We start from the raw sequence: 14,356 nt of genomic DNA, 5'->3' as shown, positions 1-14,356 counted from the left end.
CGACATGTTCGAGTGAGAACCTACTGCATCCCGGCGAACCCGTCAAGGTCGTTCATCGATTGTCTGTACCGAAAAAAGGATAGGGCGGCTATACTGAGAGCGTGGCAGGCAAGCTGCACCGTCGTCGCCAAGGAGGGGCCATGGCCATCAATCGTCAGAAGCTCAAGCTGCTGTACCTCATGCGGATGCTCGAGGAGGAGACCGATGCCGAACGCGGCCTCACGATGGCGCAGATCATCGGGAAGCTGGAAGCGCTGGGCATCTCGGCCGAGCGCAAGTCCATCTACCGCGACATCGAGGCGCTGCGCGAGTTCGGCGTGGACGTGCGCACCTACCAGCGCGCGCCGGTGGAGTACGCCGTGGAGCACCGCGCGTTCGCGTTCGCCGAACTGCAGCTGCTGGTGGACGCGGTGCAGAGCTCCCGCTTCCTCACGCAGCGTAAAAGCGACGCGCTGGTGGAGGGCGTGAAGCAGCTGGCCTCGCGGCGGCAGCGCGCGCTGCTGGACAAGCGCGTGCACGTGGAAGGCCGCATCAAGATGCAGAACGAGTCGGTGTTCGGCAGCGTCGACCGCATCCAGGAGGCCATCGCGCTCAAGCGCCGGATCTCGTTCGTCTACTTCAAGTACGATGCGGCGAAGCGCAAGGCGCTGCAGCATAACGGCGAGCGCTACATCGAGACGCCCGTGCAGCTCGTGTACGCGGAAGGCTACTACTACCTGGTCGTGTTCAACGAGAAGCACGACGATTTCGCGAACTACCGCGTGGACCGCATGGACCGCATCGAGGTGCTGGACGAGCCCGCGCTCAAAAACGAGCGCATCGCCACGTTCGACGCGCGCGAGCTGGAAAGCCGCGCGTTCGGCATGTACAGCGGCGAGCCGGTGGCGGCCACGCTGCTGGTGGACGAGGAGGTCATGGGCGCGGTCATCGACCGGTTCGGCAAGGACGTGGAGTCGGTGCCGACGGGGGAGAAGCAGGCGCGTGTGTACGCCACGGTGATGAAGAGCCCCGTGCTGTTCGGGTGGCTGGCTCAGTTCGGCGGCCGCGTCCGCATCGAGAAGCCGACCGCGCTGGCGCAGGAGTACCGCGCCTACCTTGAGGACATCGTCGCCGCGTACGAGTAGGACGCCGCCGTTCCAGCGCCTCGGCTGTCCGCGCGCCTCACATCGCCTGCGGCATCGCCTCTTCGTCGTGCTCGCAGGCGGGTCGGCCGCCGCCGACGACCAGTCGGCCTCCGTCGTCGAGGACGATCTCCAGTTCCACGAGCAACCCGTTCTCGTCGGTGCAGAACACAAGATCGCTCACCTGCCGTCCGATGGCGTACGAGCAGGGGCGCAGGCTCTTCCAGCGCAGTCCCGCTACGGGCGCGTCGGTTTCCAAGCTGCCGACGTGCAGCGCGATGTGCGGTGCCCGCATCACGAATGCGGCGAGGTCGCAACCCTCGAGCCGCAGGACGGTGGGCGCACCGGGCAGGTAGGCGCGGGCGCGTTCGTCGAACAGGGTGAGCACGTCGGCCACGTACGATCCGACGGCGCACCGCGCCTGCCTTCGGTTGGCACGCGCGAGGCCGCGCGGGTCGTCGAACCATCGCTGGTACAGATTCGCGAACGCCGTTGCCGCGTCGACGGGGGCGAAAAGGGACGTTTGGTCGGCTTGTCTTGCATGCATGGGACTCTCCTTTGCTCTCTTGTTGCGTATGGTACACGTTCGGCGGTTCAAGCCTGTCCTTTCTGTGGGACAGCTGCCGATCGTTCGGTCCGCATGACCCGTCTGCGCCGCTCGCTGCCCGTGTGCCTTCTCCGCGCCTTGCGCGCGCGGCCGCCGCAAGGCGCGTCGTTTGCGTTAGAATGACGCACGGGAAACACGTTGGAGACGCTCGTCGGTTTCGAGCCGATAATGGATGGAGAGCCAGTGGCCAAGCTATCGATTGCGCCGCGGTCGCGCGACGATGCGCGGATTGCCGCGCACCTGGACACCTTCGCGCGCCGTGTCGAGGCGACGCCGCCGGGCATGTGCCCGCTGGCCGTGCAGCTGACCATGCTGCAGGCAAGCGGCGCACAGACCTGCGGAAAGTGCGTTCCGTGTCGCGACGGCATCCCGCAGCTGGCGGCGATGCTCAAACGCGTGGTGGACTGCGACGCCGACGAGGGCGTACTGGAGGGCCTGCGCGCGCTGGCCGAGATGATCCGCGACACGTCGGATTGCGCCATCGGCTACGAGGCCGCCCGCAGCGTGCTGGAGGGTCTCGATACGTTCGCCGACGAGTATGCCAGCCACGTGCACGTCCGCGTTTGCCAGGCCGGCGTCGGCCAGACGGTTCCCTGCGAGACGCTGTGTCCCGCGCACGTGGACGTGCCCGCCTACATCGCGCTCACGGCGGCGGGCGACTACGCCGGTGCCGTCAACATGGTGCGCAAGGATAACCCGTTTCCCACGGCTTGCGCGTTCGTGTGCGAGCATCCTTGCGAGACGCGGTGCCGCCGCACGCTCATCGATGCGCCCATCAACATCCGCGGGATCAAGAAGTTCGCGGTCGACCAGATGCCAGCCGACCAGGTGGCGCCCCCGCCGCGCAGCGTGGACACCGCGCGCACCGTCGCCGTCATCGGCGGCGGGCCCAGCGGGCTCACCTGCGCGTACTTCCTCGCCCTTATGGGGCATCGCGTGACGGTGTTCGAGGAACGCGCCCAGCTGGGCGGCATGCTGCGCTACGGCATCCCCGCGTATCGCTTTCCGCGCGAGCGCTTGGACGAGGACATCCGCGGCATTCTGAACGCCGGCACCATCACGGCCCGCTGCGGCGAAGCGGTGGGCGCGCATGAAATGGCCGAGATCGCCGACACGTACCATGCGGTGTACGTTTCCATCGGCGCGCAGACGGGCAAGTCGCTGCGCATCGACGGCGTGGATGCCGAAGGCGTCGTCTCGGCAGTGGATTTGCTGGGGGCCATCGGCGACGGCGACTATCCCGACTTCACGGGCAAGCGCGTGGTGGTGGTGGGCGGCGGCAACGTGGCCATGGACTGCGCGCGCACGTCGGTGCGCGCCGGGGCGGACGAGGTCTCGGTGGTGTACCGGCGCCGCAAGGACGACATGACGGCGCTGCCGGCTGAGGTGGAGAGCGCCATCGCCGAGGGCGTGGAGATGATCGTGCTGGAGGCGCCCGTCAGCATCGAGGCGGACGAGCGCGGGCATTGCACGGCGCTCATCACGCAGCCGCAGATGATCGGTCCCGTGCGCGGCGGCCGTCCGGCGCCGGTCGCCGCCGACAAGCCGACGCGGCGCATCGAGGCCGACGTCATCCTCATTGCCGTGGGCCAGAACGTGGTGTCCGGCCCGTTCGAGGAGTTCGGCTTGCAGACCACCTGGGGCTGTTTCAACGCCGACGAGCATCTTGCGGCCGAAGGGCACGACCACGTGTTCGTGGGCGGCGACTGCCAGACCGGCCCCTCTACGGTGATCCGCGCCATCGGGGCGGGAAAGGTGGCTGCGCGCAACATCGACGAGTTCCTGGGTTACCATCACAAGCTGCCGTGTGACATCGAGGTGCCCGAACCGCTGCCGAACGACCGCACGTCCAAGGGGCGCGTGGAGATAACCGAGCGTCCCGCGCGCGAGCGGCGGCTCGATTTCGATGGCGTCGAGAACGGAATGAGCCGCGAAGAGGTCGTGCAGGAGTGCGGGCGCTGCCTGCGCTGCGATCGTTTCGGCTGCGGCGTTATGGAAGGAGGCAGGCACCAGTATGCCTAGCATCACGATAGACGGGATCGCCCTCGACGTTGCCGAAGGCTCCACCATCCTCGATGCCGCGCGCGCTGCCGGCATCCGCATCCCCACGCTGTGCTTCCTGAAAGAGCGCAGCGCCATCGCCTCGTGCCGCGTGTGCGTCGTGGACGTGGAAGGGCTCGACCAGCCGGTGCCCTCGTGCGCCACGCCTGTGCAAGACGGTATGAAGGTGACCACCTCCTCGCCGCGCATCGAGGCGTACCGCCGCATCGCGCTCGAGCTCATCATCGCCGATCACGGCCTCGATTCCACGAACTACTGCTTCTCGTGCGACAAGAACGGCGCCTGCGAGCTGCAGGCCGTCTGCCGCGAATACGGTGTGCTGGAGTCTCCTTTCGAGGCAGCGCAGAAGCGCGAGCCCGTGCGCGACGAGAACCCGTTCCTCGCTTACGACCCGAACCTGTGCATTCGCTGCCAGCGTTGCGTGGGCGCCTGCAACGACGCCGCGCGCAACCACACGCTGGGAACCGCGAAGCGCGGCGTTCGCACGCTGATCGAGGCGCCGTTCGGCGCGGACTGGCGCGCCACCGACTGCGAGTCGTGCGGCAACTGCGCGCAGGCGTGCCCCACCGGAGCGCTCACCGAGAAGCGCCGCGCGACGTACCGCTCGTGGGAGACCGAGCGCGTGCGCACCACGTGCCCGCACTGCGGCGTGGGCTGTCAACTGGACCTCGTGGTGAAGGACGGCGCCATCGTGGATGCCGAAGCGGCGCCCGGTCCGTCGAACCAAGGGCTTCTGTGCGTGAAGGGACGCTCGGCAAGCTTCGATTTCGTCGACGCGCCCGACCGCATCCGCACGCCGCTCGTAAAGAATCGCGAGACGGGCGAGTTCGAGCCTGCTACCTGGGACGAAGCGCTCGACCTCGTGGCGAGGCGCTTCACCGAGCTGCGCGATGCCCACGGCGGCGAGTCGCTGGCGGCGTTTGCGTGCTCGCGTTCCACGAATGAGGACATCTACCTGTTCCAGAAGATGGCGCGCATCGTGCTCCAAACGAACAACGTGGACTGTTGCGCGCGTGTTTGACACGCCCCCACGGTCGCCGGTCTGGCGACCATGCTTGGTTCCGGCGCGATGACGAACTCCATCGAAGACGTCACGCGCAAGGCGGAGGTCATCATGCTCGTGGGGTCGAACCCCGAGGAGGCGCACCCCGTCATCGGCATGCAGATACGTGCGGCAGTCGAGCGCGGCTGCCGGCTCATCGTGGTCGACCCGCGCGACATCGGGCTGGCTGCGCATGCCGACATTCATTTGAAGCTGAGGCCGGGAACGAACGTCGCGTTCGCAAACGGCATCGTGAACTACCTGATCCAGCACGAGCTGTACGACGAGGACTTCGTGCGCGAGCGCACCGAGGGCTTCGAGATCTTGGCCGCGACGGTGCGCGACTATACGCCCGAGCTGGTGGAGGATATCTGCGGCATCGATCGGCGCGACCTCGTGGCCGCGGCGAAGATGTACGCGGCGGCCGATGCGGCTGCCATCATGTACTGCCTCGGCGTGACGGAGCATTCCACGGGAACCGACGGCGTCATGGCGCTGTCGAACATCGCGATGATCTCCGGCAACCTGGGCAAGCCGGGCGGCGGCGTGAACCCGCTGCGCGGCCAGAACAACGTGCAGGGCGCTTGCGACATGGGCGCCGGTCCCGACGATCTGCCCGGCTACCAGAAGGTGGCCGACCCCGAGGTGGTGCGCCGCTTCGAAAAGGCGTGGGGGGTTGCGCTCCCGCGTGCGCGCGGCATTAAGGCGACTGAATGCTTCCCGGCCATGATCGAGGGCGGCATCAAGGGCCTGTTCCTGTTCGGCGAGGATCCCGTGCGCACCGACCCCGACACCCACCACGTGATCCGCTCGCTCGAGGCGCTCGAGTTCTTCGTGGTGGACGACCTGTTCATGACCGAGACGGCCAAGTACGCCGACGTCATCCTGCCCGGGCGCAGCTACGCCGAGAAGGAGGGCACGTTCACGAACACCGAGCGGCGCGTCCAGCGCGTGCGCAAAGCCGTGGGCGGGCCTGAGGGCGCGTGGCTCGACACCGACATCTTCACCGAGGTCATGAACCGCATGGGCTATGCGCAGCCGCGTCTGAGCGCGGCCGAGGTCATGGATGAGATCGCCTCGGTCACGCCCACGTACGGCGGCATGAGCCATGCGCGCCTCGACGGCGACGAGACGGCCGGCCGCGGCTTGCAGTGGCCGTGCCCAAGCGCCGAGCATCCCGGCACGCCCATCCTGCACATGGGCGAGTTCGCCCAGGGGCTGGGCGCGTTCTCCACACCCGACTACCAGCCGTCCGCCGAGCTGCCCGATGCGGAGTATCCGCTGGTCATGATGACGGGCCGCATCCTGTACCAGTACAACGCCTGCGCCATGACCGCTCGCACCGACGGCGTGAACGAGATAGCGAACCGCTCGTTCATCGAGCTGAACACGTGCGATGCCGAGGCTCTCGGCATCGCCGACGGGGACATCGTGCGCGTCTCGTCGCGCCGCGGCTCCATCGAGTCCGTCGCGCATGTGTCCGAGAAGACGTCGCCGGGACATACGTGGATGCCGTTCCATTTCCAAGACGGCAACAGTAACTGGCTCACCATAGCCGCTCTCGACCGCGTGTCGAAGGCCCCCGAATACAAGGTGTGCGCCGTGAAGGTGGAGAAGGCGTAGGCTGTTGGGGGAGGGGCGCCCGTCGCATCCCTCCCGTTTCATTTCCAATTCGTTTCAACGACGTGGGGCTTTGTTGTAGTTGACTTGCGTGCGTTGACGATTCGGGTTGCGCCTGTGCATCATTAACGAGTACTTTTCGAGACATCACGGTGAGGAGCACGCATGACGAAAACGCGCGTCGGCATATTCGGATACGGCAACCTCGGGCGCGGCGTGGAGCTGGCCTGCAGGCAGAACGACGACATGGAGCTGGTGGCGCTGTTCACGCGCCGCGACCCGGCGACGGTGAAACCACTGACGGAAGGCGTGCCGGTGTTCGCTGCTGACGAAATGGCATCGCATCGGGACAATATCGACGTGCTCGTCCTATGCGGCGGCAGCGCGAACGACCTGCCGGAGCAGACGCCCGCATGCGCGAACCTGTTCAACGTAGTCGACTCGTTCGATACCCATGCGAACATCCCCGCCCATTTCGCCAAGGTGGATGCCGCTGCGCAGGAGAGCGGCAATGTGGCCGTCATCTCGGCGGGCTGGGATCCAGGCATGTTCTCCATCGCTCGTCTGTACGCTTCCAGCGTGCTGCCCGAGGGCGAGGACTACACGTTCTGGGGCCGCGGCGTCTCGCAGGGTCACAGCGACGCCATTCGTCGCATCGAGGGCGTGGCCGATGCGCGCCAGTACACCGTGCCCGTCGCCTCGGCGCTCGAAGCCGTGCGCAACGGCGAGAAGCCGCAGCTGACCACGCGTCAGAAGCACACGCGCGAGTGCTTCGTCGTGGCCGAGGAAGGTGCCGACCTGGCGGCTATCGAGAAGGCCATCGTCGAGATGCCGAACTACTTCGCCGACTATGACACCACGGTGACGTTCATCTCGCAGGAGGAGCTCGACCGCGACCATGCCGGCATCCCGCATGGCGGCTCCGTGTTCCGCTCGGGCGTGACCGGCGAAAACGGCGAGCACACCCACGTGGTGGAGTACTCGCTCAAGCTGGACTCCAACCCCGAGTTCACCGGCAGCGTGCTTGTCGCCTGTGCCCGCGCCGCGCACCGTCTGAGTCGTGAGGGTGTCGTCGGCTGCAAGACGATGTTCGACATCGCTCCGGCCTATCTCTCCGCCAAGAGCGGAGAGGACTTGCGCGCCGAGATGTTGTAGGGCGTTCTCGACCCGATGCGTCGAAGGCCTCGCTGCGCCCGCGGCGAGGCCTTCTTCATGCTAGATCAAAACGCCGTTGCAGTGGTCGATTTCGTGCTGGATGATCTGGGCGGTGAAGCCGGTGAATGTTTTGACGCGCGGCTTCATGGCGAGATCCTGGTAGCTCACCTTGATGGTGCGGTAGCGCGTCGTGGGTCGCGTGCCCGCAAGCGACAGGCAGCCTTCTTCCGTTTCGTAGGCGCCTGCGCGCGAGACGATCTCGGGGTTCAGCATGGCCAGGTATGCACCTTCGTTGTCGAAGGCGATGATGCGTTTGACTTCGCCGATCATGTTCGCCGCCATGCCGACGCACGAATGGCGGTGCGCCGCAAGCGTGTCCAGAAGATCCTGCGCGATGGGCAGATCGGCTTCGGTAGCCGCCGTTGAAGGCTGTTGCAGAACCAGCTCGTTTCTCATGATGGGACGAATCATCGCGAAGGCCTTTCCACGTGACGAGCCTTTGCCGTTTGGCATGACGAGGCTCGCGCTCCTGCACTCTCTTGGTATAGTGTACGTGAACTCGACGGAGAGGAGGCGCATATCGTGGACGCAGTCGCATTCATGCGCGGCAACAGGGCGTACTTCGAGGATTTCATAACGAGAAGCACCTACCATTCGAACGCCATCGAAGGCAGCACGCTTTCGTACGCCGAAACGTACGCAATCCTCTGGAACGATAATTCTTTGCAGGTAACGGCTACTGCGAGAGAACTGTACGAGGCAATCAACCACAAATACGCGCTGAGCCTGGCGCTTGAGGAAATGCAAGTGCCCTTGAGCGAGCGGCTCGTCAAGAGGATTGCGCAGGCTATCAACAAGAACATCAACGAAATCGGCGGCTATCGAACGATCTCGGTGCTCATTCGCGGCGCAGAGCACCTGCCGCCGAAGCCGAACCAGGTGAACCAGCTCATGATGCAATTGGTTCACGAGTACAACCATGCCGACGACGTAGACCCGTATCTGCGCGAGGCGCGTTTCCATATCCGGTTCGAGCGCATCCATCCCTTCGAGGACGGCAATGGACGCACGGGCAGGATACTCGTCAACCGCGGTCTTTTGCAGGCGGGGTTGGCTCCCGTCGTCGTTCCGTTCGAGCGCCGCGCCGAATATCTTGCGATGCTCGCCGACGGCGATTCGGATGGGCTCGCCGAGATGTTCCGATCGTTTTCCCATAGCGAGGAAGAGCGGATCGCAGCGTTTGCCGAGGCCGCTCAGGAGTAGATCGTCGCAGCCAGCGCGGCGAGGGCGAACAGGATCCCGAACGTTGCCGCGACGGCGCGTTCCTTTCCGATGAGATCGAAGCCGATGCCGTGCATGCCGTCGAGCAGGCTGGCCTTCGCGTGGGCCGGGTGCGGCTCCTCGCGCAGTAGGCCGCCGGGGATGACCCGGATCTCGACGGCGCGATTCGGGCGCGCGTGGGCTCCGCGCGTCTGCCGGGGTTGGGGCTGGGATGCGAGGGCTGCATTGCTCATGGGACTCTCCTTCGTCGGCGCTTCGTTCGTATGCTGCGAAGGATACCGGAAACGCGCGGGGAGTGAGTACCACTATCGGGACAAGCGACCCTCCGACGGAAATCAGTCGCGTACTGTGAAACGGTGCAGGTCGAAACAGTCGCGCAGCCCGGTCCTATCGCATGGATGGTACAATGCGATTGTTCCGATAGATTGATCAGGACGATCCGCGACCGAGGAGTTCTTCCATGATTCTCACGTACGAGCAGGCCGACCGGTTCTATACGCTCATCAACGCGCTGCTTGGGTACGCCAACGAGCGCTTCGAGGTGGTCCGCGAGCTTCCCCTCCCCATCGTCGATCTCGAATCCCAATCCAAGGCTGCCCTCGTGGCCGAGACGCTGTGGGATAGCGTCGGGATCATTGACGACTTCGTCCGCGAGAACCCTTTCGACCTGCCGAAGCGCTTCCTCGACACCGCTCTTGCGTGGAAGGATGCGTTGACGGGCTCGTTCGTGTTCATGGGGCACGAGGGTGGGCGCGCCTTGCTCATGGGCGACGAGGACGTGTTCGCGGTTGCCGGGATACAGTTGGAACCGAGCGAGTTGCTGGACGAGTGGCCCGACGTGGTGCGCGCCACGTTGCTGCCGTTCGACGATCTGATCGTCTACGACGGCATGTTGAACGTGCTCGGCATCGAGTTCAACTCCGAGGCCGCTGCTTCCGCCCAGGCGGATTTCAAGGAACGCCGCGCCAAGGGTCTCGTGCGCACCGCTGCGGACTTCGTCGCGCGCTCGCGCGCCCTCAACGAGGCCGGTCGCAACCGCGCCGTCGAGCGTCTCTTGGCCGATGCCGAGCGCGACGCCCGTATCGCCGCCTTCGGGGAGCAGCTTCCCCCGGGCTTCCATCGCGGCACGCTCGCTGGGCTTTCGGAGGCCGAACGCGCTGCGGCTCTCGACGAACGCTTCGACACGTGGGACGAGGGGCGCTTCGAGCAGAAGGAGGCCATCCTGCGGGAACGTGCCCTGGACCGCGAGCCGGCCGGCACGCTCGGGGCGTGCCTGGAGCTGCACACGAAGGCGGAACTCGAAGGCATCGGCCGGGCGCTCGGCCTTAAGGGGCTCTCCAAGCTGCGCAAGGCCGAGCTGGCCCACGCTGTCGCGGAGAGCGTCCCCTCGTCGTCCGACCTGCTGCGCGATATGCTGGCCGCGTGCTCCCCGGGCGCTTTCAGGACGGCCAAGGAGCTGGCGTGCGAGGGAGCCGTGTCGTTCGGCGCCGAAGATGTGAGCAGACGCCTGTACCTGACGCCCCTCATGCCATACACGTTCCTGTTTTGGCAGGGAGGGCGCTTCACGGCCTTCGCCCCGGAGCAGACCAAGTGCATGCTCGCAGACGTCGACTTCGAGGAGATCGAACGGGTGCGGGTCCGGAACGAAGAGGTGGTGACGTGCGCTGAGGCGTGCACCACCTTCTACGGTGTCGTCTCGCTCGACGATGCCTACCTTCGCTACCGGGAGGCCTGTTCCGATCCTGTGACGCGCCGGCGGTTCGTCGAGCTGATCGAAGTTGAGGCTTCCTTCTTCGAGTGCGGGTTCGAGCTGTGGGAGTGCGACGGGGTGGATCACCTGGTTCACTATGCCATCGGCAACGATTACGCGGCTTCCGAGTACGCCCGTCTGCACGCCCCCGACTTCCTGGACGATCTGACGAGTCTCGCGGACGAGGTCGTAGACGAGGGCTTGATCGAGAAAGCCCTCCACCGGATGGGGGAGGGCCTCGGCTCCGAATGGGAGGAACTTGACGGCTACCGGCGTTTCCTGTTGGAGGAGCACGCGAAAAACCCGCCGCGCCCGTTCGAGCCCTCCATGCTGCAGCGCGACGCGCTCGGCGCGCTGTTCGAGCTGTCCACCGTGGTGCAGCTGCGGAACTTCCTGGATGCCCGCGTCCCCGACGGTGAGGACGACTTCTTCTTCGCGGACCGCGTAGTCGAGGCTCTGGTCATGGGTGCGATGGAGGGCGCAGGAATCCAAGATTTGTTTGCCTACGTGCGCGAGCTGGGCCTTGACGCGTGCTGCGAGGACGAGGAACGGCTGCCCAAGCTGATCACGAACGTGTACAACTCGCTGCCCTCGTGGGAGAACAACGGCTGGTCGCCGCAGGAGCTGCTGGAGCGTATGGCCGGCAAGAAGGTGTTCTACAACGAGAGGGGCGACGTCATGAAGGTCGGCCGCAACGACCCTTGCCCTTGCGGCAGCGGCAAGAAGTACAAGAAGTGCTGCGGAAGGTAGACGCCCCTCGGGGTTATTCCTTGCCGGTCCAGCAGTACGTGCACACCTTCTCGGGATCGATGCCGATGGCTTCCAGCATGCCGTCGAGCGACTGGTAGCCTAGCGAATCGAAGCCCATCTGCTCGCAGATGGATTTCAACATGCACTTGCCGCGCTCGGTGGAGCCGTCGGCGTACTCGTCGAGGTGCTGCACGCCCTCCTCGCCTTCCAGCTGGTCCACCATGCGGCGTGCGAGCAGCTCCATGTCGGAACGGCTGCTGGAGAAGCTCAGGTACTTGCAGCTGAACATGATGGGCGGGCAGGCCGAGCGCATATGCACTTCTTCTGCGCCGCACTTGTACAGGAAGTCCACCGTCTCGTTCAGCTGCGTGCCGCGCACGATGGAATCGTCCACGAACAGCAGCTTCTTCTCGTTGATGAGCTCGGGGATGTGTATTTGCTTCATCTTCGCCACGCGGTTGCGCACTTCCTGGTTGCTCGGCATGAACGAGCGCGCCCACGTGGGCGTGTACTTGATGAACGGGCGGGCGAAGGGGGTTTTGCATTCGGTGGCGTAACCGATTGCGTGCGGCACGCCCGAGTCGGGCACGCCGGCCACGTAGTCGAGCTCGGGCGCGCCGCCCGCCGCGGCCTCGTCGCGCGCCATGATGGCGCCGTTGCGATAGCGCATGACCTCGACGTTCACGCCTTCGTAATTCGAGTTCGGATAGCCGTAGTACACCCACAAAAACGCGCAGATCTTCATCTTGTCGCCGGCGGGGGAGATGGTGCGGTACTCGTCGGGGTTCACCAGCACGATCTCGCCGGGGCCCAGCTCGTACTCGTCGCGGTAGCCCAGCTTGTGGTAGGCGAACGATTCGAACGAGATGCAGAAGCCGTCGTCGCTCTTGCCGATGAGCACGGGCAGGCGGCCAACCTTGTCGCGCGCGGCGATGATCTGGCCGTCCTGGGTGATGATGAGCAGCGTGAGCGACCCGTCGATGGATTCCTGTGCGTGCTTGATGCCCGAAACGAAGTCGTCTTTCTGGTTGATGAGCGCGGCGACGAGCTCCGTGGTGTTCACCTTGCCCGAGCTCATGGCCATGAACTGCCGGCCGCCGCTGGCGAAGTTCTTCTCCACCAGCTCCTCGGCGTTGTTGATGGCGCCCACCGCGGTGATGCCGAACGTGCCCAGGTGCGAGCGCACCAGCAGCGGCTGCGGGTCGGTGTCGCTGATGCAGCCGATGCCGCTGCAACCGTGGAAGCCCTGCAGGTCGTCTTCGAAGCGCGTGCGGAACGGCGTGTTCTCGATCGAGTGGATCTCGCGTTGGAAGCATCCTTCCTCCGCATCGTGGAAGATCATGCCTGCGCATTTCGTTCCCAGGTGGGAGTGGTAGTCCACGCCGAAGAACACGTCCAGCACCACGTCGTGATGCGCCGCCGCCCCAAAGAATCCGCCCATTGCTTGCCTTTCGTTGTGCCTGCCGCTAATCCGTGCCAACAAAAATATCAGTATACGGCTACCGCCGGTCCGAAGGAACGCTGAGCGGCCACGATCCGCGTTTTCTGCACGAGTTCGCGCCTCGTGGCGAAGCGTTTTCCCTCTTCGGCTAGCTCTTCTTGTCCGGAACGATGAAGATGAACACGAGCGAGCTGATCAGCAGCAGGAACGGGTAGAACAGAAACGGGATGATCTGGAACGCCGACACCGCGAAGCCAAGCTCCGTGGCGGCCGAGATGGCCACGAGCATCTGGGCGCCGTAGGGCAGGATGCCTTGGAAAACGCACGAGAACGTGTCCAAAAGCGATGCCGTCTTGCGCTTCGAGATGCCGTACGTCTTCGCCATATCGGCGGCGATGGGGTTCGAGATGACGATGGCCACGGTGTTGTTCGCGGTGGCGATGTCCATGGCACCCACCAGCAAGCCCATGCCCAGCTGACCGCCTTTCTTGCTTTTGAACAGGCTTTTGATGCCGTTCAACAGCGCCACGAACCCGCCGTACTCGCGGATGAGCGCGCAGATGGCCGACACCAGCAGCGCCACCATCGTGGTCTCGAACATGCCTGCGGCACCCGAGCCCATGTTGGCCAGCAGGTCGGTGGCGGCAGTGGCACCCGTGGCCACCATGATGATAGAGCCCGACAGAATGCCCAGCAACAGCACAACGAACACGTTCACGCCGATGATGCCGCCAACGAGCACGATGAGGTAGGGGATGAGCTGGATCAGGTCGTATTCGTGAACGACGCTGCCGCCGAGGTCGGCGCCGAACGACAGAGCGAGGATGATGACGAGCGATACGATGGCCGCGGGTAGGGCGATCTTGAAGTTCTCGCGGAACTTGTCCTTCATCTGGCAGCCTTGGCCTTGGCAGGCTGCGATGGTGGTGTCGGAGATGAACGAGAGGTTGTCGCCGAACATGGCGCCGCCCATGACGCTGGCCACGCACAGCGGCAGGCTGAAGCCGGACGCGGACGACACCGCCACGGCGATGGGCGTGATCAGCGTGATGGTACCCACCGACGTGCCCATCGACAGCGACACGAAGCAGCTCACCACGAACAGCACCGCTACGGCGAACTGCACGGGAACGACGGAAAGCAGCAGGTAGGCCACGCTTTCGGCGCTGTCGCGGCCTACGGTGCCCACGAAGATGCCGGCCACCATGAAGATGAGCACCATGGTGACGATGGTCTTGTCTCCCATGCCGCGGCCCATGATGGTAAGCTTGTCATCGAAGGGCAGCTTTCGGTTTTGGAAGCACGCCACCAGAAGCGCGACGAGGAAAATCACCACGACGGGGATGTTGTAGAAGCCCATGGGAATGCCCATGCCGTACTCGAACAAGATGCCCAGTCCCAGATACAGCACCAAAAACACCCCGATCGGAAGCAGCGCCTTGACGTTGCCCTTCTTGACGGTCTCGGTGGTTTTCTCCTCCATATTCGTCCCTTCTTGCCTTCGTCTTCGTTGCGGTGTTCCATCATA

At 64.9% G+C, this 14,356-nt stretch carries 11 protein-coding genes; 6 read left to right on the top strand and 5 right to left on the bottom strand.

The genetic code is table 11. The features are described 5' to 3' along the window. Positions 1-140 precede the first annotated feature (140 nt). The gene (locus GT590_RS07185; RefSeq protein WP_114533001.1) at positions 141-1,124 is read left to right on the top strand and encodes a YafY family protein; all 984 of its coding nucleotides are present in this window, start codon (positions 141-143) and stop codon (positions 1,122-1,124) included. A gap of 37 nt (positions 1,125-1,161) precedes the next feature. On the opposite strand, the gene GT590_RS07180 is transcribed toward GT590_RS07185, so the two are convergent. Further along, complete coding sequence (locus GT590_RS07180; RefSeq protein WP_161170973.1) at positions 1,162-1,668, bottom strand: hypothetical protein; 507 nt, start codon at positions 1,666-1,668, stop codon at positions 1,162-1,164. 228 nt (positions 1,669-1,896) lie between these two features. Here GT590_RS07180 and GT590_RS07175 point away from each other — a divergent pair, with 228 nt between their 5' ends. The 3 genes from GT590_RS07175 to GT590_RS07165 all read left to right on the top strand — a co-directional run bounded on the left by GT590_RS07175 (position 1,897) and on the right by GT590_RS07165 (position 7,606). Next, entirely contained in the window at positions 1,897-3,750 is a 1,854-nt protein-coding gene (locus GT590_RS07175) for an NAD(P)-binding protein (protein ID WP_139912437.1), read from the top strand. After that, complete coding sequence (gene fdhF / locus GT590_RS07170; protein ID WP_161170972.1) at positions 3,743-6,454, top strand: formate dehydrogenase subunit alpha; 2,712 nt, start codon at positions 3,743-3,745, stop codon at positions 6,452-6,454. Before GT590_RS07175 ends, fdhF begins: the two co-directional genes overlap by 8 nt. Positions 6,455-6,616: 162 nt before the next feature. Continuing rightward, positions 6,617-7,606 (top strand): diaminopimelate dehydrogenase, encoded by a 990-nt coding sequence (locus tag GT590_RS07165; protein ID WP_009304973.1) that lies wholly within the window; start codon positions 6,617-6,619, stop codon positions 7,604-7,606. Positions 7,607-7,666: 60 nt separating this feature from the next. Here GT590_RS07165 and GT590_RS07160 read toward each other — a convergent pair whose 3' ends face one another. After that, on the bottom strand, positions 7,667-8,077 hold the full coding sequence (locus GT590_RS07160) for a peptide deformylase (protein ID WP_086414784.1): 411 nt from the start codon (positions 8,075-8,077) through the stop codon (positions 7,667-7,669). 111 nt (positions 8,078-8,188) lie between these two features. Here GT590_RS07160 and GT590_RS07155 point away from each other — a divergent pair, with 111 nt between their 5' ends. After that, positions 8,189-8,869: a Fic family protein gene (locus GT590_RS07155; protein ID WP_086414783.1), complete on the top strand. Its 681-nt coding sequence runs from the start codon at positions 8,189-8,191 to the stop codon at positions 8,867-8,869. Here GT590_RS07155 and GT590_RS07150 read toward each other — a convergent pair. Continuing rightward, positions 8,860-9,120: a translation initiation factor 2 gene (locus GT590_RS07150; protein ID WP_086414782.1), complete on the bottom strand. Its 261-nt coding sequence runs from the start codon at positions 9,118-9,120 to the stop codon at positions 8,860-8,862. The two genes, GT590_RS07155 and GT590_RS07150, sit on opposite strands and share 10 nt — an antisense overlap. 227 nt (positions 9,121-9,347) lie before the next feature. Here GT590_RS07150 and GT590_RS07145 point away from each other — a divergent pair, with 227 nt between their 5' ends. Next, positions 9,348-11,387 (top strand): SEC-C metal-binding domain-containing protein, encoded by a 2,040-nt coding sequence (locus GT590_RS07145; RefSeq protein WP_086414781.1) that lies wholly within the window; start codon positions 9,348-9,350, stop codon positions 11,385-11,387. Positions 11,388-11,400: 13 nt separating this feature from the next. Here GT590_RS07145 and GT590_RS07140 read toward each other — a convergent pair whose 3' ends face one another. Together GT590_RS07140 and GT590_RS07135 are read right to left on the bottom strand one after the other, a co-directional pair. After that, the gene (locus GT590_RS07140; protein WP_161170971.1) at positions 11,401-12,828 is read right to left on the bottom strand and encodes an amidophosphoribosyltransferase; all 1,428 of its coding nucleotides are present in this window, start codon (positions 12,826-12,828) and stop codon (positions 11,401-11,403) included. 148 nt (positions 12,829-12,976) lie between these two features. After that, complete coding sequence (locus GT590_RS07135; protein ID WP_009304963.1) at positions 12,977-14,311, bottom strand: Na+/H+ antiporter NhaC family protein; 1,335 nt, start codon at positions 14,309-14,311, stop codon at positions 12,977-12,979. Between the last annotated feature and the right edge of the window lie 45 nt (positions 14,312-14,356).

This window comes from Eggerthella sp. BIOML-A1, assembly GCF_009875595.1.
GTDB lineage: Bacteria > Actinomycetota > Coriobacteriia > Coriobacteriales > Eggerthellaceae > Eggerthella > Eggerthella lenta.
The sequence above is the reverse complement of the archived record's forward strand: the minus strand, read 5'-3'. Positions and strand labels throughout refer to the sequence as shown.